The organism is Pseudomonas sp. zbq_18, assembly GCF_043102245.1.
Taxonomy (GTDB): Bacteria; Pseudomonadota; Gammaproteobacteria; order Pseudomonadales; family Pseudomonadaceae; genus Aquipseudomonas.
On sequence record NZ_JBICIT010000013.1, the window covers coordinates 185,798 to 211,076 of the forward strand.

Annotated in this window: 20 protein-coding genes and 3 pseudogenes; 15 read left to right on the top strand and 8 right to left on the bottom strand. The window is 62.9% G+C overall.

Translation table 11 applies throughout. The features are described 5' to 3' along the window. Positions 1 to 3 precede the first annotated feature (3 nt). Complete coding sequence (gene pilB / locus ACF8C6_RS10470; RefSeq protein ID WP_392499211.1) at positions 4 to 1,707, bottom strand: type IV-A pilus assembly ATPase PilB; 1,704 nt, start codon at positions 1,705 to 1,707, stop codon at positions 4 to 6. Between the two features lie 227 nt (positions 1,708 to 1,934). Here pilB and ACF8C6_RS10475 point away from each other — a divergent pair. Next, positions 1,935 to 2,043: pseudogene (locus tag ACF8C6_RS10475) on the top strand (prepilin-type N-terminal cleavage/methylation domain-containing protein); the annotation flags it as partial. A gap of 331 nt (positions 2,044 to 2,374) precedes the next feature. After that, a pseudogene (locus ACF8C6_RS10480) lies at positions 2,375 to 2,483 on the top strand (prepilin-type N-terminal cleavage/methylation domain-containing protein); the annotation flags it as partial. Positions 2,484 to 2,851: 368 nt separating this feature from the next. Here ACF8C6_RS10480 and nadC read toward each other — a convergent pair. Then, the gene (gene nadC, locus ACF8C6_RS10485) at positions 2,852 to 3,700 is read right to left on the bottom strand and encodes a carboxylating nicotinate-nucleotide diphosphorylase (RefSeq protein ID WP_392499212.1); all 849 of its coding nucleotides are present in this window, start codon (positions 3,698 to 3,700) and stop codon (positions 2,852 to 2,854) included. A 304-nt stretch (positions 3,701 to 4,004) separates the two neighbouring features. Here nadC and ACF8C6_RS10490 point away from each other — a divergent pair, with 304 nt between their 5' ends. From ACF8C6_RS10490 to ampE, 3 genes are all read left to right on the top strand, one after another. Further along, entirely contained in the window at positions 4,005 to 6,320 is a 2,316-nt protein-coding gene (locus tag ACF8C6_RS10490; protein ID WP_392499213.1) for a DUF1631 domain-containing protein, read from the top strand. 92 nt (positions 6,321 to 6,412) lie between these two features. Beyond that, positions 6,413 to 6,976 (top strand): 1,6-anhydro-N-acetylmuramyl-L-alanine amidase AmpD, encoded by a 564-nt coding sequence (ampD, locus tag ACF8C6_RS10495; RefSeq protein WP_392499214.1) that lies wholly within the window; start codon positions 6,413 to 6,415, stop codon positions 6,974 to 6,976. Continuing rightward, positions 6,973 to 7,794: a regulatory signaling modulator protein AmpE gene (gene ampE, locus ACF8C6_RS10500; RefSeq protein ID WP_392499215.1), complete on the top strand. Its 822-nt coding sequence runs from the start codon at positions 6,973 to 6,975 to the stop codon at positions 7,792 to 7,794. The genes ampD and ampE overlap by 4 nt, the downstream gene beginning before the upstream one ends. A gap of 9 nt (positions 7,795 to 7,803) precedes the next feature. On the opposite strand, the gene ACF8C6_RS10505 is transcribed toward ampE, so the two are convergent. Continuing rightward, positions 7,804 to 8,709 (bottom strand): ROK family protein, encoded by a 906-nt coding sequence (locus ACF8C6_RS10505; RefSeq protein ID WP_392499216.1) that lies wholly within the window; start codon positions 8,707 to 8,709, stop codon positions 7,804 to 7,806. A 1,144-nt stretch (positions 8,710 to 9,853) separates the two neighbouring features. On the opposite strand from ACF8C6_RS10505, the pseudogene ACF8C6_RS10510 reads away from it, so the two are divergent. After that, positions 9,854 to 10,060: pseudogene (locus ACF8C6_RS10510) on the top strand (HAMP domain-containing protein); the annotation flags it as partial. A 150-nt stretch (positions 10,061 to 10,210) separates the two neighbouring features. After that, positions 10,211 to 10,915, top strand: a complete 705-nt coding sequence (locus ACF8C6_RS10515; protein WP_392499416.1) for a methyl-accepting chemotaxis protein — start codon at positions 10,211 to 10,213, stop codon at positions 10,913 to 10,915. Between the two features lie 59 nt (positions 10,916 to 10,974). Here the strand turns inward: ACF8C6_RS10515 and ACF8C6_RS10520 are convergent, their stop codons facing one another. Beyond that, the gene (locus ACF8C6_RS10520; protein ID WP_392499217.1) at positions 10,975 to 11,757 is read right to left on the bottom strand and encodes a TatD family hydrolase; all 783 of its coding nucleotides are present in this window, start codon (positions 11,755 to 11,757) and stop codon (positions 10,975 to 10,977) included. 61 nt (positions 11,758 to 11,818) lie between these two features. On the opposite strand from ACF8C6_RS10520, the gene ACF8C6_RS10525 reads away from it, so the two are divergent. From ACF8C6_RS10525 to ACF8C6_RS10555, 7 genes are all read left to right on the top strand, one after another. Beyond that, positions 11,819 to 13,156: a DEAD/DEAH box helicase gene (locus ACF8C6_RS10525; RefSeq protein ID WP_392499218.1), complete on the top strand. Its 1,338-nt coding sequence runs from the start codon at positions 11,819 to 11,821 to the stop codon at positions 13,154 to 13,156. 213 nt (positions 13,157 to 13,369) lie between these two features. Next, the gene (locus ACF8C6_RS10530; RefSeq protein ID WP_392499220.1) at positions 13,370 to 14,194 is read left to right on the top strand and encodes a response regulator transcription factor; all 825 of its coding nucleotides are present in this window, start codon (positions 13,370 to 13,372) and stop codon (positions 14,192 to 14,194) included. Positions 14,195 to 14,394: 200 nt separating this feature from the next. Beyond that, a complete protein-coding gene (locus ACF8C6_RS10535) occupies positions 14,395 to 15,513 on the top strand; it encodes an ABC transporter ATP-binding protein (RefSeq protein ID WP_392499221.1) in 1,119 nt (372 codons plus the stop codon). 51 nt (positions 15,514 to 15,564) lie between these two features. After that, on the top strand, positions 15,565 to 16,710 hold the full coding sequence (locus ACF8C6_RS10540; protein WP_392499222.1) for a PotD/PotF family extracellular solute-binding protein: 1,146 nt from the start codon (positions 15,565 to 15,567) through the stop codon (positions 16,708 to 16,710). 72 nt (positions 16,711 to 16,782) lie between these two features. Continuing rightward, on the top strand, positions 16,783 to 17,694 hold the full coding sequence (locus ACF8C6_RS10545; RefSeq protein WP_392499223.1) for an ABC transporter permease: 912 nt from the start codon (positions 16,783 to 16,785) through the stop codon (positions 17,692 to 17,694). After that, positions 17,694 to 18,506 carry an ABC transporter permease gene (locus tag ACF8C6_RS10550; RefSeq protein ID WP_392499224.1) on the top strand — a complete coding sequence of 271 codons (813 nt, stop codon included), beginning with the start codon at positions 17,694 to 17,696 and terminating at the stop codon, positions 18,504 to 18,506. Before ACF8C6_RS10545 ends, ACF8C6_RS10550 begins: the two co-directional genes overlap by 1 nt. 19 nt (positions 18,507 to 18,525) lie before the next feature. Then, entirely contained in the window at positions 18,526 to 19,995 is a 1,470-nt protein-coding gene (locus ACF8C6_RS10555) for an aldehyde dehydrogenase family protein (protein WP_392499225.1), read from the top strand. Between the two features lie 24 nt (positions 19,996 to 20,019). Here the strand turns inward: ACF8C6_RS10555 and ACF8C6_RS10560 are convergent, their stop codons facing one another. Genes ACF8C6_RS10560 through ACF8C6_RS10575 form a run of 4 tightly spaced genes read right to left on the bottom strand, consistent with a single transcriptional unit; the run spans position 20,020 to position 24,286 of the window. Beyond that, the gene (locus tag ACF8C6_RS10560; RefSeq protein WP_392499226.1) at positions 20,020 to 20,463 is read right to left on the bottom strand and encodes a PAS domain-containing protein; all 444 of its coding nucleotides are present in this window, start codon (positions 20,461 to 20,463) and stop codon (positions 20,020 to 20,022) included. Positions 20,464 to 20,466: 3 nt separating this feature from the next. Further along, positions 20,467 to 21,468: a response regulator gene (locus ACF8C6_RS10565; protein ID WP_392499227.1), complete on the bottom strand. Its 1,002-nt coding sequence runs from the start codon at positions 21,466 to 21,468 to the stop codon at positions 20,467 to 20,469. A gap of 53 nt (positions 21,469 to 21,521) precedes the next feature. Beyond that, positions 21,522 to 23,243, bottom strand: coding sequence for a diguanylate cyclase domain-containing protein (locus ACF8C6_RS10570; protein ID WP_392499228.1), 1,722 nt, complete (start codon positions 23,241 to 23,243; stop codon positions 21,522 to 21,524). Next, complete coding sequence (locus ACF8C6_RS10575; RefSeq protein ID WP_392499229.1) at positions 23,240 to 24,286, bottom strand: extracellular solute-binding protein; 1,047 nt, start codon at positions 24,284 to 24,286, stop codon at positions 23,240 to 23,242. The genes ACF8C6_RS10570 and ACF8C6_RS10575 overlap by 4 nt, the downstream gene beginning before the upstream one ends. 134 nt (positions 24,287 to 24,420) lie before the next feature. Between ACF8C6_RS10575 and ACF8C6_RS10580 the strand changes: the two genes are divergently transcribed. Further along, positions 24,421 to 25,278: a mechanosensitive ion channel family protein gene (locus tag ACF8C6_RS10580; protein ID WP_277690068.1), complete on the top strand. Its 858-nt coding sequence runs from the start codon at positions 24,421 to 24,423 to the stop codon at positions 25,276 to 25,278. Position 25,279: the final 1 nt, after the last annotated feature.

Consider the following 25,279-nt stretch of genomic DNA (forward strand, 5'->3'; position numbering starts at 1 on the left):
GGTTTAGTCCTTGGTCACGCGGTTGACTTCTTCCAGGCTGGTCACGCCCTGGATCACCTTGAGCAGGCCGGAGCGGCGCAAGTCGTTGAAGCCGTCCTTGCGCATCTGCGCGGCAATGTCGATGGAGTTGCCGTCTTCCATAATAATCCGCTGTAGCGCAGGGGTGCTTTTAACTACTTCATAAATCCCCTGGCGTCCTTTGTAACCACCCTTGCAGTTTTCACAGCCTACCGGCCCATAGATTTTGAAGGTACCAATTTCTTCTTCGCGGAAACCCTCTTCCAGTAATGCTTCGCGTGGCAGAGCGACTTCCTTCTTGCAGTTGGGGCAAAGCTTGCGGGCCAGGCGCTGGGCGATGATCAGGTTGACCGAGGTGGCTATGTTGAAGCTGGGGACGCCCATATTGCGCAAGCGTGTGAGCGTTTCGGCGGCGCTATTGGTGTGCAGGGTGGACATTACCATGTGTCCGGTCTGTGCGGCCTTGATGGCGATTTCGGCGGTTTCAAGGTCGCGAATCTCGCCGACCATGATCACGTCGGGGTCCTGACGCAGGAAGGCGCGCAGAGCCTGAGTAAAGTCCATGCCCTGCTTGGGGTTGACGTTGACCTGGTTGATGCCTTCCAGGTTGATCTCCACCGGGTCTTCGGCTGTGGAAATGTTCACATCCACGGTGTTGAGGATGTTCAGGCCGGTATAGAGGGATACAGTTTTGCCTGAGCCGGTAGGGCCGGTGACTAGGATCATGCCTTGGGGCTGTTTCAGCGCAGATAGGTAAAGATCCTTCTGGAATTCCTCGTAACCGAGCGCGTCGATGCCCATCTGTGCGCTAGATGGGTCGAGAATTCGCATCACAATCTTTTCGCCCCACAAGGTGGGCAGGGTATTGACGCGAAAGTCGATAGCCTTGTTCTTGGAGATTTTCATCTTGATCCGGCCGTCCTGCGGCTTGCGTCGCTCGGAAATATCCAGGCTGGCCATCACCTTGAGGCGTGCGGAAATGCGCGGTGACAGCTGGATCGGTGGGCGCGCCACTTCATGCAGTATGCCGTCGGTACGAAAGCGCACCCGGTAGGCTTTTTCGTAAGGCTCGAAGTGCAAGTCGGAAGAGCCGCCTTTTATCGCGTCCAACAGCATCTTGTTGACGAAGCGAACTACCGGGGCATCGTCAGCGTCGCTGTTCTGGCCTGCGTCTTGTTTGTCATCGTCGACGGCTTCGACATCAAGGCTGTCGAGGTCCATGTCTCCGAGGTCATCCAGTCCGCTGGTAGCGCTATCGAAGAACTTCTCGATGGCGTCACCCAGGCGGTCATCTTCGACCAGCACGCCTTCGGTATTGAGGCCGGTGCTGAACTGGATATCGGTGATAGCCTGGTGGTTGCTGGGGTCGGAGATGCCAACATAGAGCTTGTTGCCGCGACGCCAGAGGGGAAGGGCACGGTGTTGGCGAACCAGTTTTTCGCTGACCAGGTCACGTGGTTGGCCTTCCTTATCCAATGCACTCAAATCGAAGAAGGCCACGCCAAACTGCTCTGCGGTCAGCTCTGCCAGATCGCGAGCTTTGGCTAGTTTGTTCTGTACCAGATACGTGATTAAAGGGAGCTTGTTACGTGCAGCCTGTACTTGCGCCTGCTGTGCTGCTTTCTCATCAAGTAGCCCGGCTTGGGCTACCTGACGAGCAAGGCCTGAGAGGGAAACTGCATCATTCATTTATAGGGTCCGTGCCGGAGGCAGATATCGATGCCTTATAGCCTAGTTGCCCTAAGCTGCCAAACCTTACGAGGTTGGGTGACAAAAATTGTCGGAAGTGGCTTGGTTATGTTTAGGGTTGTTATCCGCTGCATGCGCAGTGGCTTGGATTCGAGGGGTTCTTAAGTTGGCATGCAAGCTGCTTGTAGGTGTACAGGCTCCCGCCTAAACACTCCAAGGAGATACTCATGAAAGCTCAAGTCCAAAAAGGTTTTACCCTTATCGAACTGATGATCGTAGTTGCGATCATCGGTATTCTGGCGGCTATCGCTCTGCCAGCGTATCAAGACTACACCCGGTCGGCTGCAGATAAAGCTTGCTTGGCCGAGGCAAAAGCGTTTTCCGGTGCTCTGCTGGTGTGGGAATCTGATCCTGACAGTACTGCTGCTGGCCAGCCTACCCATACTGCGCAGGCTTGTGCCACAACAATTCCTAACACCAGTGTTGCCTTCTCCGTTGCCGCGAAAGCTCCTGGTACTGGCACTGTTACTTGCACCGCTAGCGCTTCTTGCTCCCTGTAAGGCCTCTTTCTTGAGGTTTTGCTAAAAACGCCCCGCTGATGCGGGGCGCTTTTTTAGATGGTGCGGTGATGAGTTTACCGATGGGTAGGCTCAGTCTGGAGTGAACAATGAAAGCTCATGGTTCTAATGGCTTTACCTTGATTGAGTTGATGATTGTTGTTGCGATCATTGGCATTCTTGCTGCTATCGCGCTACCAGCTTATCAAGACTACACGCGACGCTCTGCCGATAGAGCATGCCTAATTGAGGCTAAAAGCTATGCTAATGAAGCCTTGGTACGGCTGAATAACTCTCAGACCCCTGTTGCGCCATCTGCTGTTGGTGCATGTTCTGCATATGCAGGGCTTGATTCAAGTTTGACAGTTAGTGGCTCATTCACGGCTACTCCGCGTTCGCCTGGTACGGCTTTGGTTACCTGTAATATGTCTACCGGCGGTTTCTGCAGTAACTGACAGGCCTCTATTGGTGCCCCCTTTCTCTGGTAGTGGCATAACTACTACGTTGCAGGCGTTGTTGGTAGGCCGGCGTACTAGTAGCGCAGCGCGCAGGCTTTATTCATTCTGTTTGTATTGAGTGCGCCCTGCTTACAGGCTCAGTCGCATTGATAGGTCAGTCGCCTTGATATCTTTGGTCAGGCCGCCGATAGAGATGTAATCCACCCCTGTTTCAGCGATGGTGCGCAAGGTGCCTTCGTTGATGCCGCCCGAGGCCTCCAACTTGGCGCGGCCAGCGTTGATGGTAACTGCGCTGCGCATGTCTTCTAGGCTGAGTTCGTCAAGCATGACGATATCGGCGCCAGCCTCCAGTGCTTCTTTCAGTTCATCCAGACTTTCCACTTCCACCTCTACCGGCTTGCCTGGGGCGATGTTGTGGGCGGTAGTGATGGCTTGGGCGATGCTGCCGCAGGCGGCGATGTGGTTTTCCTTGATCAGGAAAGCGTCGTAGAGGCCGATTCGGTGGTTGTGGCAGCCGCCTTGGGTGACTGCGTACTTCTGCGCCAGGCGTAGGCCAGGAAGGGTCTTGCGGGTGTCGAGTAGTTTGACGCCGGTGCCTTCGACCAAGTCGGCGAAGTGGCGGCAGCGGGTGGCGACGGCGGAGAGTGTCTGCAGGAAGTTCAGCGCGGCGCGCTCGCCGCTGAGCAGGGCGCGGGCGGGGCCCTGGAGTTCGAAGAGTGTCTGGTTGCCGCTGACTCGTTCGCCGTCGCGTACATGCCAGTGTACGGCGACGCGTGGATCGAGCTGGCGGAATACGGCGTCGACCCAGGCAGTGCCGCAGACGATGGCACTTTCGCGGGTGATCACGGTCGCATGTGCCAGACGCTCGGCGGGAATCAGCTGGGCTGTGATGTCGCCACTGCCAATGTCTTCGCGCAGGGCGGCGCGTGCGTTGGCTTCGATTTCGGCGCCGAGGTCGGCGAGGGTCAGGTTGGGCATGGTGGCCTCCGCAATCAAGTGGCGCGATTATAGGGATTGGCGAGGGGCTGTGGAGTGCCCTGTACCTTCTGCGGGGTGTCTGAGGCGTTCTGGTCGGCTGTAAATGACCGTTCGTAGCCTCTGTCTGTTGGCTCTGTGATCTGGATCATGTCTGTGATAGAGGGTACTTGGTCATCATTCGCCTCCCCCTATAATAAGGTTGGCCATAAACTTTGACGCCATGCCTTTGACGTTACGGATAACGCCCAGCTGATCGTTTTGCAGGCCTGTACCCATCCCGGGAAGCCTGAGGGAGAGACTCGTAATGAAGACCGACGCGAACGTGGTGCACCTGAACAAGGTCGCCCCTGAGCATTCGCCAACTTCGCCGGCAGGAAGGCTTCCCGTGGCCCTCATCCAGGTACGCGACAAGGCTGCCCAGCAGCTCAAGCAGGCCATGCAGGCCCTGTTCGACAATGCGGACGATACCCTCTTCGAGATGGCGGATCGTGCGGCGAGTAATGCCGAGCAGAATGCCTTCTTCGAAGCGATGCGTGATCTGCGTCTGAAGCGCAAGAGCATCGAGCGCGGCTTTCTGCAGAAAGTCTTCGAAAGTTTCTCCACCCTGAATCAGTACGAGATCGGCAAGGCGCCGGTGCTCGATACGATATCTTCCGACTCCCTCAGCCTGGTCAACAACGATACGCTGGAGGAGAGCGTTGCTCTGGATGCCATGGTCGCCAGGGTGGTCAGTCGCGATGGCATGTCGCTCGGTCATCTGACCACGCGCCTGAATGCGGTGATCAGTAAAAAGCTTGAGGACAAGAGCAATCCACTCGGGCCGCGCATGCTCTGCGAGCAGTTCCTCGAGGCGTGCGAAGGGCTGGGCGTGGAGATTCGCGTCAAGCTGATCATCCTCAAGCTGTTCGAAAAATACGTGCTCACCGACCTGGGTGAACTCTACGCCGCGGCCAATCAGAAGTTGGTCGAGGCTGGTGTGCTGCCGGAGCTCAAGTCCGCGCTACCTGTACGGCGCCAGCCTGGGCGCTCTGCTGCGGCGAGCCGCGAGGTGCATGAGGCTGCCGTATCGGCCGCGGCCGCTGGCGAGGCCGGTGGCTATGCCGACGAAGGCGTGCAGGAGGTATTCGGTGCGCTGCAGGAGCTGTTGTCGCAGGTGCGCGGCACTGCCGTGTTGCCGCGCCGGGAGGTGCCGGCTGGTGCCTTGCCGATCTCCAGCAATGATCTGATGCGCCTGCTCTCGCATATGCAGCAGCGGTTGCCGGCCAGCCAGGTAGTCGATGATTTCGACCTGCGCAACCAGCTGGAAAATCTGCTGGCGCGAGCCAGCGCCAAGAGTGGCAAGGCGCGTGTGGTGGGTGAAGTTGATGAGGATGTCATCAACTTGGTCGCCATGTTGTTCGAGTTCATTCTCGATGACCGGACCTTGCCGGACTCGCTCAAGGCGCTGATCGGCCGCCTGCAGATTCCCATGCTCAAGGTCGCGGTACTGGACAAGACCTTCTTCAGTCGTGGCAGCCATCCGGCGCGGCGCCTGCTTAACGAAATTGCCTCGGCGGCGCTCGGCTGGAGTGCTCAGGGCGACGAGCAGCGTGACGCCTTGTATCAGCGCATCGAACAGGTGGTGCAGCGGCTGCTCAATGACTTCACCGATGACCCCGCTATTTTCTCCGATGTGCTCGCCGAGTTCATTGCCTTCACTGGTGATGAAAAGCGCCGCAGTGAGCTGTTGGAACAGCGTACGCGCGATGCTGAGGAGGGCCGTGCCAAGGCGGAAATGGCGCGCCAGCAGGTCGAGCAGGCACTGAATGAGCGTCTGTTGGGCAAGACCTTGCCGGAAGTGGTGGTGCGTCTGCTGCAGGACGGCTGGAGCAAGGTTCTGCAGCTGACGAGCCTGAAGCATGGCACCGACTCCGCCGAGTGGCAGGCGGCGCTGACGGTGATGGATGATTTGGTGTGGAGCGTCGAGGTGCACGAGGCGGCGGAGGATCGCCTGCGTCTGCTGGAGCTGGTGCCGAGCTTGCTCAAGTCCCTTCGCGAGGGGCTGGCCAGTGCGGCGATCGACCCCTTTGTCACCAGCGAATTCTTCAGCAAGCTGGAAGCTGTGCATGTGCAGGCCTTTCAGCGTTTCAAGCGTGAGATGGCCGAGCCGGAGCCTGTCGAACAGGGTAGCGACGACAATCTGGTGGATCTGGGGGCTGGCCCATTGCTCGAGCTGCCTCCGGTCGAGCTGGATGCGCCGGCTGAGGCGCCGGCCATGGTCGAGGTGGTCGAGGAAATCGTCCTGCTGGCGCCGGGCGAGTCCCGTGTGCAGGAGCCCGAGGTTAGCCTCCCCGATGACGACGAGGCGCTGCAGCATGTCGACAGTCTGCGTGTTGGCAGCTGGGTGGAGATCCAGGAGGACGAGGAGCACAAGCTGCGCGGCAAGCTGGCGGCCATCATCAAGCCCACGGGCAAGTTCATCTTCGTCAACCGTACCGGCATGAAGGTCATGGAGAAGACACGCATGGGGCTGGCCGTGGAGTTCCGCCGCGGTGCCATTCGTCTGCTGGACGATGCGTTGTTGTTCGACCGGGCGCTGGAGTCGGTGATCGGCAATCTACGCAAGCTCAAAGGCACCTGATCCTATTTGATGCGAAGCGCCCGGTTTATGCCGGGCGTTTTCGTTTCGGCCTGGCGTGCTGCTAGAGTGGCGCCAGTCTTTTAGGAGCCTCTATGCAGCTGGATCCCGACAGTGGTTGGTGTGACGGCGTGCGGCACTGCCCGTCGCCCAACTGTAATGCCCGGCCTCTGGGCGAAATCTCCCTGCTGGTCATCCACAACATCAGCCTGCCGCCGGGGCAGTTCGGCACGGGCAGGGTGCAGCAGTTTTTCCAGAACTGTCTGCCGGTAGACGAGCATCCCTATTTCGCCGGTATCGCCCAGCTGACGGTGTCGGCGCATTTTCTGATCGAGCGCGATGGCGGGGTGACTCAGTTCGTCTCGTGTGCTGAGAGGGCCTGGCATGCCGGGGTGTCCTCTTATGCCGGGCGGGAGAACTGCAACGATTTTTCCATCGGCATCGAGTTGGAGGGCACAGATGATCTGCCTTTCACGGATGCGCAGTACCAGGCTTTGGTCGAGCTGACGCGGCAGCTGTTGCGCGCCTATCCTCAGATGAGTGTCGAGCGCATCTGCGGCCATAGCGATATTGCACCGGGGCGCAAGACCGACCCCGGCCCCTGTTTCGATTGGCCGCGTCTGCGTGCGGGGCTGCAGTGTGAGGAGAGTGGGACATGAATTTTCTGGTGCTGCTGTTGGTGCTGTGGGTGGAGAAATTCTCCGCCGGTCGGCAGCGTGTTCAGCGTGATGGCGCCTGGCTGCACTGGTTGAGCCGTTGTGAGCGGCAGGCTCCCTGGCCCGCGTTGCTGCTGGCGGTGCTGTTGCCGGTGGGGCTGCTTGGTCTGCTGCTGTTGGCGCTCAAGCCTCTGGCTTATGGCCTGTTGCTGCTGCCGGTGCACCTGCTGGTGCTGGTCTACAGCCTGGGGCGGGGGGATGTGCTGGTGGCCCTGGGGCCGTTCCGCGATGCCTGGCGCCGTGGTGACGATCAGGCTGCATTGCATGTGGCCGAGCGCGACTTGGGGCTTGAAGCCGACGGCGAGGCCGAACTGTTGCTGCGGGTACAGGATTACCAGCTGTGGCAGGCCTATCAGGGCTTCTTCGCGGTGATCTTCTGGTATGCCCTGCTAGGGCCATTGCCGGCATTGGCCTACCGTCTGTTTGCCCTGTGCGCCGAGCATGCCGCCCAGCCCGGTGTGGCAGAACGCGCTGCGCAGCTGCGCCACGCCATGGACTGGCTGCCGGTAAGGGTGCTGGCGGCCAGTTTCGCTCTGGTGGGTAACTTCGCCGCCGTCAGCCGGACGGTGCTGCATGATTTGCTGGCGTGGGATATTTCCGCCTCGCAGCTGGTCGCCAACGCGGGGCGGGCGGCCAGCGAGTTGCCCGAGCCGCAACCGGGCGAGTCTGGGGTGAGTACCCTGGACGAGCTCTGGCAGTTGCTGATTCGCGCGGCTGTGCTTTGGTATGCGGCGTTCGCCGTGTGGATTCTTCTGCTGTAAGGACAGGGCTTACCCCTGGGTGTGCTCCGGCCACAGCCAGGCTGCGCCGCGCACACCGCTGGAGTCGCCATGACGGGCTTGTACCAGGCGCGTGTTGACCCGATCCGAGAACACGTGGCGCACGAGCAGAGGTGGCACCTGCTGATACAGCTGCGGCATGTTGGAAAGGCCGCCGCCCAGCACGATTACCTGCGGATCGAGCAAGTTGATCACCGACGCGAGGCTGCGGGCTAGCTGCTCGCAGTAACGCTGCATGGCCTGGCTGGCGCTGGGCTCATCGCGCGAGGCTGCCTCGGCCAGGTGCGTGGCATTCACGCCCAGGTTGCTGCGTGCGGCCCAGCCGGGGCCGCTGAGGAAGGTTTCTATGCAGTCGTCCAGACCGCAGTAACAGCGGCGCGGCGGACCGTCTGCCGCGGTGCGCCAGGGCAGGGGGTTGTGCCCCCATTCGCCGGCCACGGCGTTGGGGCCGCTGAGCAGTTGCCCATTGATGACGATGCCACCACCAACGCCTGTGCCTAGGATCACACCGAACACGTTGCTGGCGCCGGCAGCGGCGCCGTCGCTGGCCTCGGACAGGGTGAAGCAGTCGGCGTCATTGGCCAGGCGCACCGGGCGCTGCAGCAGGTTTTCCAGATCACCCTGCAGATCCTCGCCAATCAGGCAGGTGGAGTTGGCGTTCTTGATGCGCCCGTGGTCCGGCGAGCGGGTGCCAGGGATGCCCACGCCAACGCTGCCGGTACCTCCCAGCTGTTGCTCGGCGTCGCGTACCAGGCAGGCTATGGTTTCCAGCGTGGCCTGATAGTCGCCTTGTGGCGTGGGCAGACGCTCGCGTAACCGCTCATCGGCGCCTTCCAGTGCGATGATTTCAGTCTTGGTCCCACCCAGGTCAATGCCGAAGCGAAATGGCGCGCGCATTCTTTACCTTAAGTTACAGAGGTTGAGGTCGATATCCGGTATACATGGCCGTCCGGGGGATGTTGTCTGGCCAATGGCCACTTCCGCTGGATTCCAGAATACCGCTACCTTGCCGTTCAATAGATCAGCCTGCTCCCGGCTGGCATAAAACAATAATGGCAACAGGAGACGTCTAGTGAATAGCGTGTTGTACCCTGCCATCGCGCTGATGAACCGCCTGAGCTTCGGCATGAAGTTCAGCCTGATCAGTGTGCTGTTCTTCCTGCCTATGCTGGTCACCAATTATTACCTGGTGAAGGAGTCCTATGACGCCTTCGTCGATACCCGCACCGAGCTGGAAAGCCTCGGCGTGCTGGGCACCAGCATGAAGCTGCGTCAGCAGCTGGAGCAGCTCAACGATCTCTATCAGATCAATGCCGTCCTTGGGCAGTCTGGCCAGGCCGAGCAGCTTGGCGCGCAGATTGTCGAGCTGGAAAAGAGCGTAGCCGCGACCCTGGAAGGGCTGGAAGCAACCAGCAACGATGCCCAGCAGGTCGAGGAATTCAACAACCAGCGCGACTCGATCAAGACGGCCCTGGCCGCCGTACAGGCGGAGAGCTCCCTGCGCAGCAAGGCTGGTCTGGTGGTCAAGGCGCTGGACAATGCTGAGGTGTTCATCAAGTTTGTCGCCAGCCAGTCCGGCCTCAGCCAGGACAGCGAGCTGACCGTGCGCCAGATGGCCGAGCTGATGACCCATGTCACCCTGCCCGTGACCAAGGTGCTCAGCGAAGGGCGTGCGCTCGGTTCATATACGCTCGGACAGGGCATTCTCGGCTCTGCCGACAGCACCAAGCTCGACGACATGATGCTGAACATGGAGAAGCTGCATGCCGAGTACGGTTTCAAGTTGCAGAGTGCGCTGCAGGCCAACCCCAAGGCGCAGAGCAGCCTGGGACAACTGGCTGAGACCAGTCGCAGCAGCCTGACCGAGAGCAGCGTGGTGCTGGAAGAGCAGCTGCTCATGTCCGACAGCCTGGATGCCCCTTGGCGCGGCTTCTATGACGGCTTTACCCAAGCTATCGACAAAACCTATGCACTGAATGACGGGATCCTGCGCTTTCTCGAGCAGGATCTGAGTCAGCGTCTGGAACAGAAGCGTCTGCAGATGGTGCTTCTGGTGGCTGCCCTGCTTCTGGTGTTCCTGTTGATCGGCTACCTGTACGGCGGTTTTTACGTTTCTACCCGCGCGACCCTCAAGGGCTTCGGCAAGACCCTGAACCAGGTGGCGGCTGGCGACATGACGGTGAGCGTCAATGTGCGCAGCCGGGACGAACTGGGCGAGCTGGGGCAGGTGTTCAACGGCACGGTGGCGAAGATTCGCGACCTGATCGATCTGGTCGGCAAGACGGTCATCGAAGTGGAACGCCAGGCCGACAGCGTGGAGCTGGTGTCCGGACAGAGCAGCCAGGCGGTCAGCGCCCAACGCGGGCAGATCGAGCAAGTGGCCACGGCGATGAATGAAATGTCCGCAACCGCCCAGGAAGTGGCCCGTAGCGCCGCTGCTGCGGTGGACAGTGCGCAGAGCGTCAATCAGGAAACCGTCAGTGGCCGTGAACTGGTGGGCTCGCAGGTGGGCAGCATCCAGCGCCTGGCCAGCGAAATCGACCAGTCGGTGAGCGTGATCAACCAACTGGCCGCCGACAGCGCCTCGATCAGCCAGGTGCTGGAAGTGATCAAGGGCATTGCCGGGCAGACCAACCTGCTGGCACTCAATGCGGCCATCGAGGCGGCGCGGGCCGGCGAGCAGGGCCGTGGTTTTGCTGTGGTGGCCGACGAGGTGCGCAACCTGGCCAAGCGCACGCATCAGTCCACTGAGGAAATCGAGCAGATGATCGGCCGCCTGCAGAATGGCGTGAGCGCCACGGTGACCGCCATGAACGGCAGTCACCAGATGGTCGAGAGCACCGTCAGCCAGTCGGCTCAGGTGCAACAGGCACTGGAGAACATCCTCGGCGCAGTTGGCATGATCGTCGACCAGAACCAGCAGATCGCCGCTGCTGCCGAGCAGCAGACGGCCGTGGCCCATGACATCGACATGAACATCGTCGAGATCAACCAGGCCGGCGAGCGTACTGCCGAGGGCGCGGTGCAGACCGAGCAGGCCAGCCGCCAGCTGTCTGATCAGGTGTCGCGCCTGAAGGAGCTGATCAGCGCCTTCCGCGTCTGATCTTCAGCCTGCAAGCTGCGAGGCCCGCCAATCGGCGGGCCTCGTCGTTTCCGGCAGGCTCACAGCTGCCAGCCGAACAGCTCGGCGGCGTTGCGGCTGCTGGCGCTGGCCAGCTCTTCCGGCGAAATGCCGCGCAACCCGGCCAGCGCGTTGCAGATGGCCGGTAGATGCTCAGGACTGTTGCGCTGGCCCGGGTACATGGCCGGGGCCATGTCCGGTGAATCGGTCTCCAGCACGATGGCTTCCAGCGGCAGGCGTGGAATCACCTTGCGCAGGCGCAGCGCCTGCGGCCAGGTTGCTGCGCCGCCCAGGCCCAGCTTGAAGCCAAGTCGTATGTATTCGCGGGCTTCTTCATAGCTCCCGGCAAAGGCGTGAACAATACCTCCGCGTGGCGGCCTGAAACGCTTGAGCGTGGCGATGGTGGCCGCGTGGGCGCGGCGCACATGGAGCAGGGCGGGCAGCTCGGACTCGATGGCCAGCTGCAGTTGTGCCTCGAACAGCGCCTGCTGCTGCTCGCGATCCAGCGTCTCCACGTAGTAGTCCAGGCCGAACTCGCCCACCGCGCAGAGTTTTTCCTCGCCGGCCAGGCGCTGCAGCCAGTCGCGCAGCTCGGCCAGATGCTCGGGACTATGCTGGCCGAGATAGACCGGGTGCAGGCCGAAGGCGGCGTACAGCCCCACCTCCTGCTGGCACAAGTCCCACAGGCGCTGCCAGTTGTCGCGATAGACGCCGAGCACCACCAGTCGCGCCACGCCCAGGTGGCGGCTACGGGTCAGCAGCTCACTGCGGTCGGCGTCGAAATCGGGGAAGTCGAGGTGGGTGTGGGTGTCGATCAGGTGCATACACGCATCATAAGCCTGGGGCGGGTAAACTGTGCACTTTGCCTTTATCCGGTTACCCACCATGTCCTTCGCCAACCTTGGCCTGATCGATTCCATCCTGCGCACTCTTGAGGCACTCGACTACCGCGAGCCGACGCCGGTGCAGAAGCAGGCCATCCCTGCCGTACTCAAGGGCCGCGACGTGCTTGCCGCGGCGCAGACCGGCACCGGCAAGACCGCCGGTTTCGCCCTGCCGCTGCTGCAGAAACTGACCATGGAAGGCTCGCAGGTGGCGGCCAACTCGGTGCGCGCGCTGGTGCTGGTGCCGACCCGCGAGCTGGCCGAGCAGGTGGCGCAGGCGGTGCAGCAGTACGCGCAGAACCTGCCGCTGCGCACCTACTGCGTGTACGGCGGGGTCAGCATCAACCCGCAGATGATGAAGCTGCGCAAGGGCATCGACCTGTTGGTGGCCACCCCGGGCCGTTTGCTCGACCTGTACCGGCAGAACGCGGTGCGCTTCGACCAGTTGCAGGCGCTGGCGCTGGACGAGGCCGACCGCATGCTCGACCTCGGATTCGCCAGGGAGCTGGACGAGCTGTTCAGCGCGCTGCCGCGCAAGCGCCAGACCCTGCTGTTTTCCGCGACGTTCTCCGATGCCATCCGGCAGATGGCCAAGGAGTTGTTGCGCGACCCGCTGAACATCGAGGTCAGCCCGCGCAACACCACGGCCAAGAGCGTCAAGCAGTGGCTGGTGACGGTGGACAAGAAGCGCAAGAGCGAACTGCTGCTGCACCTCTACCGCGAGCGCGGCTGGGACCAGCTGCTGGTGTTCGGCAAGACCCGTAAAGGCGTCGACGAGCTGGAGCAGTTGCTGCTGGCCGAAGGCATCGCCACCGACTCGATCCACGGCGACAAGCCGCAGCCGTCGCGCCTGCGCGCGCTGCAGCGCTTCAAGGCCGGCGAGGTGCGCGTGCTGGTGGCCACCGACGTGGCCGCACGCGGCCTGGACATCAGCGAGCTGCCACGGGTGGTCAACCTCGATCTGCCCATCGTTGCCGAGGACTATGTGCACCGCATTGGCCGTACCGGCCGTGCCGGCGCCAGTGGCGAGGCGGTGTCGCTGGTCTGTGCCGATGAGGTGGATCAGCTGGCAGCCATCGAGACGCTGATCGGCCAGATCATCCGCCGCGAGGACGAGCCGGGCTTCGAGCCGGATCACAGGGTGCCGCAGACCGCGCCGGGCGGCGCGATCCTGAAGAAGCCGAAGAAGCCCAAGGTCAAGGTCATTCCGGGTGCAGGTGCCAAGGGCAAGATCCACATGGGCAACTGGTTCGAGGAAGACACCAGCAAGCCCAAGGTCAAGGCGGTGCGCGCCGTGCCCAAACTGGGCGAGAAGCCGCGCCCGAAGAAGAAGCCGTGATCGCCTTCTGAGGTGGCCTCGGCGTTACCTTTTTGAGGCATATGGTGACGCCCAAGTGTGCTGGGTGGCCAGAATGGGGCAGGGCTGGATGGCGCATGCCCCGGGCAGCGCGGGAGGCATGGGGGTTCAGCGGATTGGCTCATTTCCTGCATTTCTGTGTGGAATACTGAACGCCTGCTGTGCAGGCCAAGCCTGCCCTAAGGCAGTATCACCATGCGTTACAAGGATTTGAAACACTGGACCAGCGGCGTCGCCCAACTGCTGGACCAACCCGCGGGACGACCGCGTCTGCTCGGGCTCAGTCAGTGGTTGCAACAGATTTGTCCCGTCGATCATTTTGTCCTGTTCGTCTACGAGGGGAATCACCGGCCGCTGGCCTTGTTCGATACTTTTCCGCCGGACAAGCGGCATGTGTATGTGGATGATTACCAGGTCGGGCCTTATCTGCTCGATCCGTTCTACTTGGCCTGTACCCGTAACCAGGCCGCGGGGCTCTGGCGTCTGCGCCAGTTCGCGCCGGACCATTTCTACCTGGGTGAGTACTACCTGACCTACTACCAACAGACCGGTCTGACAGAGGAAGTGGCTTTTTTCGTCGACCTGGCCGACGGCGCCAAGGCGGTACTGTCGCTGATGCGCAGTGCCTGCAGCCCGGCCTACAGCCGCGACGAGATCCAGTTGCTGGATTGCGCTCAGAGCGTGGTGGAACAGGTGGTGGGCCAGGCCTGGGAGCAGGCACGGGTTCAGGCGCCGCGCCCTGCCCATGATCTGGATTTCAAGATCCGCGAGGCCTTCGACCACTTCGGTGCCCAGGTGCTGACGGCGCGCGAGCAGGAGGTGGTGCAGATGCTGCTGCGCGGCCACTCCAGTGCCTCGGTGGCCGAGCAACTGGCCATCAGTCCCGGTACGGTGAAGATCCACCGCAAGAACATCTACGCCAAGCTGGGTATCTCCAGCCAGTCGGAGCTTTTGGGGCTTTTCGTGCGCGATCTTGCCGGGCTGAGCGACGAACCGGAGCCTCTGCGCGCAGCGGTCTGAACACTCCTTAACTCTCTCTGCACAACTCCTTACGCGGCCTGTGGCGTGCTATCTGGCGCATGTCGGTCGCCGGTAAGTCCATCACGTCCGTCCTCTACTGCTTTCCCCGGCGGTCTATCCCCCAAGGGATATATACAGCCGAAAAGCCCCCTCGCTAGCCTGTTACCACATGCCAAGCACATCTGGAAAAGGGGCAGGCCGTGAGTGATACCCGCGACACCTTCGATATCGAGTTCCGCCATGTGGTCAAGCGCTATGGCGCGGTGACGGCGGTCAATGGCCTGGACTTCAAGGTGCGCCGCGGCGCCTTTCACTCCTTCCTCGGCAGCTCCGGCTGCGGCAAGACCACCACCCTGCGCATGATCGCCGGGTTCGAGCAGCCCAGCGAGGGCGAGGTGCTGCTGGCCGGGCGTTCGGTTGCCGGGGTGCCCGCTCACCAGCGCCCGGTCAACATGGTGTTCCAGAGCTACGCGCTGTTCCCCCATCTCTCGGTGCTGGACAACATTGCCTACGGCCTGCGCTACCTGCAGCCGCGCCCGGACAAGGCCATGCAGCGCCGTATGGCCGAGGAGGCGCTGGAGATGGTGCGGCTGTCCGGCTTCGGCCAGCGCAAGCCCCATGAGTTGTCCGGTGGCCAGCAGCAGCGTGTGGCCCTGGCCCGTGCGCTGGTCAACAAGCCCACGGTGCTGCTGCTCGACGAGCCGCTGGCGGCGCTGGATCGCAAGTTGCGCAAGGAGATGCAGTCCGAGTTGCTGCGTCTGCAGCGGGAAGTGGGCATCACCTTCGTGCTGGTGACCCATGACCAGGAAGAGGCGCTGTCGATGAGCGACAGCATCAGCGTCATGCAGGACGGACGCATCCTGCAGAACGCCAGTCCCGAACAACTCTACGAGACTCCGGCAAGCCGCTACGTGGCTGACTTCATCGGCGAATCCAACCTGTTCGACGGCACGGTACGCCGTATCGAAGACGGTCGCGTGCTGCTGGAAACCGCCCAGGGCCTGCAACTGGCGAGCCCGCAGACACCCTCCGGCCCGGCCCTCAAGGCGGCCGAGGCGGGCTGCATCGCGGTGCGCCCGGAGCTGATCGCCATCGGCGCGGGTAGCGAGACGTTGCCTCACGAGGTCAGCCTGCCCGGCGAAGTCGTGGACCGCATCTACCTGGGCAACCTCACTGAGTACCGGGTGCGAACCGACACCTTTGGCATCGTGTGCGTGCGGGTGCCGCGTCATGGCTTGGCCGAGCGCTCGGCCTTCGAGCATGGCGCACCGGTGCGCATCGGTTGGGATCAGGCCAGCGGTTTGGCCATGACGCTGTAGGCCGTTGGCCGGCAATAACAACTATCAACCCTTGAAAGGCAGGTGGCAGCAATGGATCGGAAAGACTTCATCAAGCAACTGCGCAGCTGGCAGAACGGCTCTATCAGCCGTCGCGATTTTCTCGGCAAGACCGGCCTAGGCATGGCCATGGCGGTGACCGCCGCGAATATGCCGGGTCTTTTGTTTAGTAATAGTGCCTTCGCCGGCGAGAAAGGCAGCATCGGCGACCGGGTCGCCCTGGCCACCTGGCCCAACTACCACAACGCCGACAACCTGGCCGCCTTCGCCGAGCAGACCGGCGCCCGCGTGCAGATGAACGTCTTCGGTTCCAACGAGGAGATGCTCGCCAAGCTGCAGGCCGGCGGCAGCGGCTGGGACGTGTTCGTGCCGACCAACTACACCATCAGCACCTATGTCGAGCTGGGGCTGATCGAGCCGCTGGATCTCTCCCGCCTGCCCAACTTCGACCCGGCGGCCTTCGAGAAACGCTTCATGGAGCAGGGCGTGGTCGACGGCAAGCTCTACGCCGTGCCGAAGAACTGGGGCACCACTGGCTTCGTCTATGACAGCGAGCAGATCAAGTCGCGCCCGACCACCTGGAAGGAATTCTGGGAGTTGGCCAAGGGTGAGGCCACCGGCCGGGTCATGGTCCACGACTACCAGCTCACCGCGATCGGCAACGCCCTCAAGGCCTTTGGCTACAGCTTCAACTCGCTGGACCCGAAGGAGCTGGCGGATGCCGAGAAGCTGCTGCTGGAAGTAAAACCGCACCTGTTCGCCATCAACTCCGACTACCAGCCGTCCATGCGCAGCGGCGATGCCTGGATGTCGATGTGCTGGACCGGCGACGGCTCCCAGCTGCACCGCGATATGGCGCAGATGCAGTTCGTCCTCGGGCGCGAGGGTGGCGAGCTGTGGAGCGACTTCTTCGCGATTCCGAAGAGCGTCGAGCGCCGCGATGCCGCCTATGCCTTTATCAACTTCCTGCTCGATCCGCAGGTCAACAAGCTGGAAGTCGAGGCTCACGGTTACCCGAGCGGTGACAAGCGTGTCGACGCGCTGCTGCCGAAGGAGATGCTCGAAGACCCGATCATGTACCCGGCCGCCGAGCTGCTCAGCGCGCTGGAGTTCGGCGCCGCAGCCACCCTCACCAGCCCGGCGCGGGCCGAGCTGATGGCGCGCTTCAAGGCCGCCTGACGCGGGGCGTTGCAGGGGCGGGCCGGGCTCGCTCCTGCAGTGGCCGCATCCATGACTCGTAAGGACTCTCGCATGAACGTTGCACTCAGTGCCCCTGTGCCGGCCGCTGTGGGCCAGGCCGCGCCGAGCACGGGGCAAAGCCTCGGTCGCCGCATCACGCTGCTTCTGCTGCTGCCCTCGACCCTGTGGTTTCTGTTGCTGCTGCTGTTGCCGCTGGCGATCATCCTGGTCTTCAGCCTGGGCGAACGCAGCCCGGTCGGCGGCTATAGCGCCGCCCTGACCCTGGACAACTACCTGAACCTCGGCTCGCGGGCCAAGGCGTTCTACAACACCCTGCTGCTGGCGCCGCTGGGCACCCTGGTGTGCCTGGTCGCGGCCTACCCGCTGGCCTACTTCCTGGCGGTGAAGGTTCAGCGCAACCGCTCGCTGTTGCTGACCCTGGTGATCGTACCGTTCTGGACCAGCTTCCTGATCCGCACCTACGCCTGGATCTTCATTCTCGGCGGCAAGGGCCTGCCGGCGCTGTTGGCCATGGTCGGGCTGGAGAACGTGCGGCTGATCAACACGCCCACCGCCGTGCTGGTCGGCATCGTCTACGGCTACCTGCCGCTGATGGTGTTCCCCATCTATGTCAGCCTGGAAAGACTCGACAAGCGTCTGCTGGAAGCCTCTTCCGACCTCGGCGCGAGCGCCTTCGAAACCTTCCGCCGGGTGACCCTGCCGCTGTCGGCGCCAGGCGTGATCACCGGGGCGATGCTGGTCTTCATCCTGCTGATGGGCGAGTTCCTGATCCCGGCCATCCTCGGCGGCGGCAAGGTGTTCTTTGTCGGCAACGCGCTGGTCGACCTGTTCCTGCAATCGCGCAACTGGCCGTTCGGTAGTGCGGTGGCCATGACCCTGGTGGCGATGATGCTGCTGATCATCGCCGTTTACCTGAAACTGGTGGCGCGCTTCGGCAAGCGTGGCACGGAGGGCATGCTCTGATGTGGCTGCGCAGTTACTCCACTTCGCTGTACCTGTTCCTCTACGCGCCGATCGCCCTGATCGTGCTGTTTTCCTTCAACGCCGGGCGCAGCGGGCTGTCGTTCGAATGCTGCTCGGTGCAGTGGTTCGGCCGTGCATTCGGCAATCCCTTCATCATGGAGGCACTGGGTACCAGCGCGTTGATCGCCTTCTGCTCGGCGCTGCTGGCCACGGTCTTCGGCACCCTCGCGGTGTTCGGCCTGCAGCGGGTAGGGCCGCGGCTGCGTATGGTTTTCGATGCGCTGATCTATTGCGCCATCATCATTCCCGGCATCGTCATCGGCATCGCCACCCTGATCGCCTTCATCAGCCTGTTCGAGCTGGTCAATCCGTTGCTGGACATGCTGCTGGGGGCGGGTCTGCCGCGCCTGCGCATGGGCCTGTTCACGGTGATCGCTGCACACTCGATGTTCACCATGGCGCTGGTGATGGTGATCGTGCGCACCCGCGTCGAGGCCCTCGACAAGTCCCTGCTGGAAGCGTCTGCCGATCTTTACGCGCCGCCGCTGGACACCTTCCTGAGGGTGACCCTGCCGCAGATCGCTCCCGCGATCATGGCCGGCTTCCTGCTGGCGTTCACCTTCAGTTTCGACGATTTCATCATCGCCTTCTTCGTCGCGGGTTCGGAAACCACACTGCCGATCTACATCTTCTCGTCCATTCGCCGGGGTATCACCCCGGAGATCAACGCTATCTCCACGGTGATCATTTGCGTCTCGCTGGCGCTGCTGTTCACCTCCCGCCACTTGCAGAACCGCCGCAGCGGCGCCTGAGCGCCTAGGGAGCAGAGTCATGCGTGACCAGTTGTATATCAACGGGCAGTGGGTCAGTCCCGATCTGGGCGGCTATTTCGAGGTTGTCGATCCCGCCACTGGCGAGTCGATCCAGCGCGTACCGGCCGCCACCGAGGAAGATGTCGATCACGCCGTACATGCGGCCCGCCAGGCCTTCAATCGTGGCTGGGGGCAAAGCAGCGGAGCGCAGCGGGCCGTCTGGCTGGACGCCCTGGCGGACGAACTGGAAAGCGGCCAGGGCGATCTGGCTGTGCTGGAGGTGCGCGACAACGGCAAGCCATTGCCCGAGGCACAGTGGGATATCGCCGATGCCATTGGCTGTTTCCGCTACTACGCCGAACTGGCGCGCGAACTGGACAAGCGCCAGGACGAGCCGCTGGAGCTGCCCGACGAGCGCTTCAGCTGCCGTATTCGCCATGAGCCTGTTGGAGTGGCGGGGCAGATTATTCCCTGGAACTACCCCCTGCTGATGGCTGCCTGGAAGGTCGCTCCGGCGCTGGCAGCGGGCGCTACCTGCGTGCTCAAGCCTTCGGAACTGACGCCGCTGAGCGCCCTGGAACTGGGCGGGGCTGCCGAGCGTATCGGTCTGCCCGCTGGTGTGCTCAATGTGGTCACCGGCCTGGGCAGCGAGGCCGGCGGGCCGCTTAGCCAGCATCCGGGGGTGGACAAGCTGGCCTTCACAGGCAGCGTGCCGACAGGGGCGAAAATCATGTCGGCCGCCGCCGCCGACATCAAGAACATCAGCCTGGAGCTGGGCGGCAAGTCGGCCTTTATCGTCTTCGACGATGCCGATGTCGATGCGGCGGTGGAATGGATCATGTTCGGCATCTTCTGGAACCAGGGCCAGGTGTGCAGCGCCACTTCGCGCCTGCTGGTGCAGGAGGGTATTGCCCCACGCTTGCTCGAGCGTCTGGTGGAGGAGACCCGGCGCATCCGCATCGGTTCGGGGCTGGAACCGGGTGTATTGCTGGGGCCGTTGGTCAGTGCCGGGCAGTACCAGAAGGTCATGGGCATGATCGAGCAGGGCTGCCAGGAGGCGCGGCTGCTGACCGGTGGCAAGCGCCCGGCGCATCTGGAGCAGGGCTTTTTCGTCGAGCCAACCATCTTCGCCGAACCTGCCGAACAGGCGCGTATCTGGACGGAGGAAGTCTTCGGCCCGGTGCTGTGCGTCAAGCGATTCAAGTCCGAGGCCGAGGCGTTGCGCCTGGCCAATGACAGTCGCTTTGGTCTGGCCGCCGCGGTGATGAGCGCCGACCTGGAACGTGCCGCACGGGTGGCCAATGGTCTGCGGGCCGGCATCGTCTGGGTCAATTGCTCGCAGCCGACCTTCACCCAGGCCCCCTGGGGGGGCATGAAGCACAGCGGCATCGGGCGCGAACTCGGGCGTTGGGGGCTGGAAAACTACCTGGAGGTGAAGCAGGTCACCGAGTACCGCAGCTCCGATCCCTGGGCCTGGTACCTCAAGTAGAGTTTTTAAGGCTGTGCGGCCCGGTCAGCCCTGGCGCTGCTGCGCCACGGCCGCATCGGTCATGTCGTAGATCACCAGGCACACGTGCTCGACCTGGCCGCCGGTGGCGGCCAGCGGCAGGATGGTCAGGTTCTGGTACATGAAATCGGCCTGGCCGGTGATCGGCCGGTAGCTCTTGAAGTGCAGCAGGTAGGGACGCTGCTGCCACAGGCTGAAGGCGCGCGTGCCCAGGCGCAGCACGGTGCCGACCTTGCGTTCCAGCCAGGGCCGGTCTATTTCCGGGAAAACCTGAAACAGCTCGCGGCCCTGCACCTGGTCGGCGCCCAGGCCCGAGTGGTTCTCCATGAAGCTGTTCCACACTTCGATATGGAAGTTGCGGTTCATCACCAGCACGCCCACGTCCAGGCACTGGACGATGTCCAGCAGCCAGTGCAGTTCACGCATGTCGATCTGGGCTTGGCCGGCCATTGGTTACTCCATCAGGTACTGGATCTTGCTGCTGAGCAGCGGCACCGAGTCTTCGGTGAACAGCAGCAGCAGGTTGAAGTGCACGGCGTGGCCCTCCAGGCCATAGCTGATTTCCACGGCCAGCGTCTGGCGCCAGCGGGTACGGTTGAACTGGATCAGTTCATCAATGGTTTGCGCGTGCTGGCCCAGCAGCTGGGGGTGGCCCAGGGAGAAGCGCACGTCAATCTGTTCGGCGATGCCGGAAAGGCAGGCGCCGATGAGGATGCTGGCCAGGTCGAGGAGCATTTCCGAGGTGCCGGTTTCATCGCCTGGGCGCAGGCCGAGCAGGCGGCGGATATCGTCGATCTCCGAGTCGTGGAACAGCAGCAGCGCCTCGCCGGCGATGGCCTCGCCGATAAAGCCCTGGCATACCGCACTGAGACAGTCGCCACGGTTGGCATCGGCCAGGGCCATGTGCAGCTCGCTGGCTTCGAACAGGTTGACCGCCGGAATCGGCAGCTGCACGAACACGCCGAGTTCCTCGGCGAGCAGGGCGGCGGCGCGTCCCATGGCGACGTTGCTGACCTCGCGCAGGGCGTCGCGGAAACCGACTTTGCCGGTGTCCACCGCAGAGGTCGACGCGGCTTCGACGCTTTCGCCTTCCTTCATCAGCCCCAGACGGAGCAGTGTGTCGCGCAGCTCCTGCGGGTCGGCCGGTTTGCGCAGAAAGGCCAGGGCGCCCAGCTCCTGTACGCGGCGCAGGGCTTCGGCCTGTACGTCGCCGGAGACCACCAGGATGTTGCACGGCAGGCCTTCCTCCTGAACCTGCGCGAGCACCTGGTAACCGTCCATCACCGGCATGGTCAGGTCCAGCAGCATCACCTGGCCGAGGCCCTGGCGAATGGCCGCCAGGGCCTCCTCGCCATTGGCGGCCTGGGTGATCTGCACCGGCCAGTCCGCAGGCAGGGCGCGGATCAGCTGTTTGCGGGCCATGCCCGAGTCATCGCAGACCAGAAGTGGAGTCACGTGGGTCGTTCGCCTGTTGGGTTCCAGTTCATAGCAAGCATAGCCTTATGCCTTCAGCGTGGCCCGAGTGGATCGTAGTTGTAGGTGTTGCGCCCGGCGTTCTTGGCCGCGTACATGGCCCGGTCGGCCTGTTGCAGCAGGGATTCGATATCGTCGCCGTCGCGGGGGAACAGGCTAACGCCCATGCTGGCCTGCACCTGTACTTCCCGGCCGCCGATCAGCATGGGCAGCTGGAAGCGCTCATGCAGCTTCTGCAGGACGGCCTGTACCTGCTGCGGCTCGTCCAGCTGCTCGATCAGAATGACGAACTCGTCGCCGCCCAGGCGTGCCACCGTATCGCTCTCGCGGGTAGCCGAGCGCAGCAGGTTGGCTACCGCCTGCAGCACACTGTCGCCGGTGCCGTGACCAAAACTGTCATTGAGCTCCTTGAAATGATCCAGATCGACGAACAGTACGGCCAAGGGGCGGGCGCTGCGGCGTGCCGTGGCCAGGGCGTGGTCGAGACGCTCGAAGAACATGCGCCGGTTGGGCAGACCGGTCAGTGGGTCGTGGCGGGCCAGGTGTTCGAGCGCATTGCGGCTCTGGCTGAGCTCGTCGAGCTGGTCGAGGATTTCCTCTTGCATCTGGGCGAAGCTGCGGGCCAGCTGGCCCAGTTCGTCCTGGCGTTCCACCGGCAACGGGCTGCGCAGACGGTTGCGAGTGAACTGCTGTACTGCGTTGTTGATGCTGGTCAGCGAACGGGTCATAGCCCGTGAGGCGAAGATGGCGACCAGCACCGCGACCAGGCTGGAGAGCAGCACCACCTGTGTGATGCGCAGGCCAAGCCGGTGGGTTTCCGCCAGGACATGGTCTTCCGGTTGGGCCATGCCGAGCACCACAAAGCGCTTGGGATCATAATCGCCAACCTGCAGCCTCACGAAGGCGGCCAGCAGGGTTCGCTGATCTTCGCTGCCGCGACTGACCAGGTTCTCCGGGCCACTCTGATCGAGTAGCTGATTGACCTGGGGAAACTCATCCTGGAGCAGCAGGCGCTTGCCCTGGTCGAAGCCGAAGGTGCGCCGATGATCCGGATGGATCAGCAAATCGCCCCAGTTGTTGCTCAGGTACACCCGGTAATAGTCCGGCAGGTCGCTCTTGAGCTGGGCGAACAGGCGATCCAGGTCGACACTGATGACGATCAGGCCGAATACCTGACCATCGCTGCCGAGCACTGGGCTGGACACGTACAGGGTGGGTTTGCCCTGACCGGAGTGCACGCCCAGCTCGCGGTTGATGACGATGGGCGAAAGGCGTACCTGGCCGGCTTGCAGGCGCAGGGTGTCGAACACGTAGGCGAAATGCCCTTTCTCCTGCAGCTGTGCATCTTCGATGCGAATCAGTTGCTCGCCATGGCGGTCGATGCGTACCTGTTCCAGGCCATGGCCCGCTGCGCTGATCAGGCGGATCTGTAGGTACTCCGGGTGTACCTGCATGGCGGCGCGAAACAGTTCAGCCAGGTCGCGCTCGTTGTGCTGCAGGCGCCAGGTGTCGGTCAGTGTGGGGAGGTCGCGCTCGCTGCTGACCTCCGCCAGCAGGCGTACTTCCCGGGAAATGTTGTCGAGGCTGCCGCGCAGGTTGCGCCCCAGAACCTGGGTGGCGGTCAGCAGGTCGCGCTCGGCCGCCTTGAGCAGCGTGCTGTGGCTGCTGCTGTAGGAGTAATAGCCGGTCAGGCCGCTGACCAGCACGCCGAACACCGCCAGCAGGCAGCCGAGCTTGAAGGCGATGCCGGTTTTCATGGCGCCTCCACCAGCGGTGGGCGCTCACCGGAGAGGATGCGCTGCCACAGGCGCGAGCGGCGCTCGGCATCTTCTACCGGGCGGAGCCAGAGCATGCGCCCCGGTACTTCGACATCGGCCGCTTCCTCCGTGGTATTGGACAGGCCCTGGCGCTCGACCAGGGCTCGGCTCATGGCCTCGTCCAGGCTGAAGTCGATCCAGGCCTCGGCCAGTGCGACATCGCGCGCGCCACGGCTGATGGCCCAGCAGTCGAGCCAGGCCAGCGCCCCTTCACGGGGGATCACATAGCCGACATCGGCGCCGGCATCGCGCAGCTGTTTGAGCTGCTGGCGGCCATAGTTGGCCCACAGCAGCGCCACGCGGTGCTCGCGGAACAGCGCGGCGGCTTCTTCCGGCAGGCTATAGAAGGTCAGCACGTTGCGCCGCAGGGCAATCAGCTGATCGGTGATGGCCGGGAACTCGTCCGGTTTGATGGCGAAGGGCGCGCGACCTCGGGCCTGGCTGGCCAGGGAGAAATTGTGGCTGCTGCCGTTGAAGGCCAGCACGCGGCCGCGCAGGGCCGGGTCCCAGAGGCTGGTGATGGATTGTGGCGGGCTGCTGAACTGGCTGCGGTCATAGATCAGCCCCATGTCCGAATAGGTATAGGGAATGGCATAGATCTGGCCGTTGTGGTGAATGCCGGGAATCTTGCGGTAATCGCGAAATCGCCAGAGCTGGCGGGTGGTGTTGGCGATGCGGGTGGGGTCCAGCGGTTGCAGCAGGCCTTGCGCAATGTAGTGGGCGATCTCGGCGGTGTTGGCGGCAATCAGGTCGTAGTCAGCTCCATTGTGCCTGGCCAGCTTGCTGCGCATGACATCGTCGTTGCCGACCAGGGTGACTTCTACCCTTGCGCCGTGGCGGCTCTCGAACTGCTTGATCAGGTCCGGATCGGCATAGCCTGGCCAGGCCAGCAGGCGCAATACCTTGCTCTCCGCACTCGCCAGCGCGGGAAGCAGGGCGAGCAGGCTGGCGAGGATGAGCAGTGGCAGGCGAAGGTACGTCATGGACGAGGCCAAAACCGGGAGCGCCTGTGCAGTGTATACGATGGCAATCTGCCTTGCTTTGCGCCGCCACCGGGCAGTCTGCGCCAGGCGTGCTAGCGTTTCTCGGGTCACTCACCATTTGCAGGTATCGCGTCATGGAAGAAGAAGGGAAAGAACTGATCACGGTGGGCACCACCAAGGTCAACCAGCTGATGGACATGGTGGCGCAGTACGGCGCCGCCTTCGCCGTGAAAATCCTTGCCGCCATCGCTTTCTGGGTCATCGGCCGCTGGCTGATCGGCTTCGCCGTGAGCATGGTGCAGAAGGCCCTGGGCCGACAGTCGGTGGACCCGACCGTGCTGCGCTACGTGGGCAGCTTCATTACCGTGACGCTGAACATCCTGCTGGTCATCGGCATCCTCGGTTACTTCGGTGTGCAGACCACCACCTTCGCCGCGCTGATCGCTGCGGTCGGCCTGGCCATCGGCATGGCCTGGTCGGGGCTGCTGGCCAACCTGGCGGCGGGTGGCTTCATCATCATCCTGCGGCCGTTCAAGGTCGGCGACTTCATCAGCGCCGGCGGGGTCACCGGTACCGTTACCGAGATCGGCCTGTTCGTCACCGCGATCAACACGCCGGATAACGTGCTGACCCTGGTGGGCAACAACAAGATCTTCAGCGATAACATCCAGAACTACTCGCACAATGCCTTCCGCCGGGTCGACCTCAAGGCCCAGCTGGCCGGCAGTGCCGACTGGAAGGGCGCGGCGGCGCTGCTCAAAGAGCGGGTCGCGGCCCTCGACAATGTGCTGGAAGCGCCTGCGGTGGATGTGGAAATCCTCGAGTTCAACCTGGTCGGCCCTGTGCTGGCGGTGCGGCCCTATTGCCACACCGACCATTACTGGCAGGTGTATTTCGACACCAACAAGGTGATCAAGGATGCCCTCGGCGAGGCCGGCTACCCGGCGCCGATGCCGGCGCAGACGGTCATCGTGCAGCAGTCGTCCAGCTAGG

Bases quoted from the DNA above. Each gene is read 5' to 3' on its own strand.
- pilB (WP_392499211.1), bottom strand. From the start codon at position 1,707: ATGAATGATGCAGTTTCCCTCTCAGGCCTTGCTCGTCAGGTAGCCCAA.
- nadC (WP_392499212.1), bottom strand. From the start codon at position 3,700: ATGCCCAACCTGACCCTCGCCGACCTCGGCGCCGAAATCGAAGCCAAC.
- ACF8C6_RS10490 (WP_392499213.1), top strand. From the start codon at position 4,005: ATGAAGACCGACGCGAACGTGGTGCACCTGAACAAGGTCGCCCCTGAG.
- ampD (WP_392499214.1), top strand. From the start codon at position 6,413: ATGCAGCTGGATCCCGACAGTGGTTGGTGTGACGGCGTGCGGCACTGC.
- ampE (WP_392499215.1), top strand. From the start codon at position 6,973: ATGAATTTTCTGGTGCTGCTGTTGGTGCTGTGGGTGGAGAAATTCTCC.
- ACF8C6_RS10505 (WP_392499216.1), bottom strand. From the start codon at position 8,709: ATGCGCGCGCCATTTCGCTTCGGCATTGACCTGGGTGGGACCAAGACT.
- ACF8C6_RS10515 (WP_392499416.1), top strand. From the start codon at position 10,211: ATGTCCGCAACCGCCCAGGAAGTGGCCCGTAGCGCCGCTGCTGCGGTG.
- ACF8C6_RS10520 (WP_392499217.1), bottom strand. From the start codon at position 11,757: ATGCACCTGATCGACACCCACACCCACCTCGACTTCCCCGATTTCGAC.
- ACF8C6_RS10525 (WP_392499218.1), top strand. From the start codon at position 11,819: ATGTCCTTCGCCAACCTTGGCCTGATCGATTCCATCCTGCGCACTCTT.
- ACF8C6_RS10530 (WP_392499220.1), top strand. From the start codon at position 13,370: ATGCGTTACAAGGATTTGAAACACTGGACCAGCGGCGTCGCCCAACTG.
- ACF8C6_RS10540 (WP_392499222.1), top strand. From the start codon at position 15,565: ATGGATCGGAAAGACTTCATCAAGCAACTGCGCAGCTGGCAGAACGGC.
- ACF8C6_RS10545 (WP_392499223.1), top strand. From the start codon at position 16,783: ATGAACGTTGCACTCAGTGCCCCTGTGCCGGCCGCTGTGGGCCAGGCC.
- ACF8C6_RS10550 (WP_392499224.1), top strand. From the start codon at position 17,694: ATGTGGCTGCGCAGTTACTCCACTTCGCTGTACCTGTTCCTCTACGCG.
- ACF8C6_RS10555 (WP_392499225.1), top strand. From the start codon at position 18,526: ATGCGTGACCAGTTGTATATCAACGGGCAGTGGGTCAGTCCCGATCTG.
- ACF8C6_RS10560 (WP_392499226.1), bottom strand. From the start codon at position 20,463: ATGGCCGGCCAAGCCCAGATCGACATGCGTGAACTGCACTGGCTGCTG.
- ACF8C6_RS10570 (WP_392499228.1), bottom strand. From the start codon at position 23,243: ATGAAAACCGGCATCGCCTTCAAGCTCGGCTGCCTGCTGGCGGTGTTC.
- ACF8C6_RS10575 (WP_392499229.1), bottom strand. From the start codon at position 24,286: ATGACGTACCTTCGCCTGCCACTGCTCATCCTCGCCAGCCTGCTCGCC.
- ACF8C6_RS10580 (WP_277690068.1), top strand. From the start codon at position 24,421: ATGGAAGAAGAAGGGAAAGAACTGATCACGGTGGGCACCACCAAGGTC.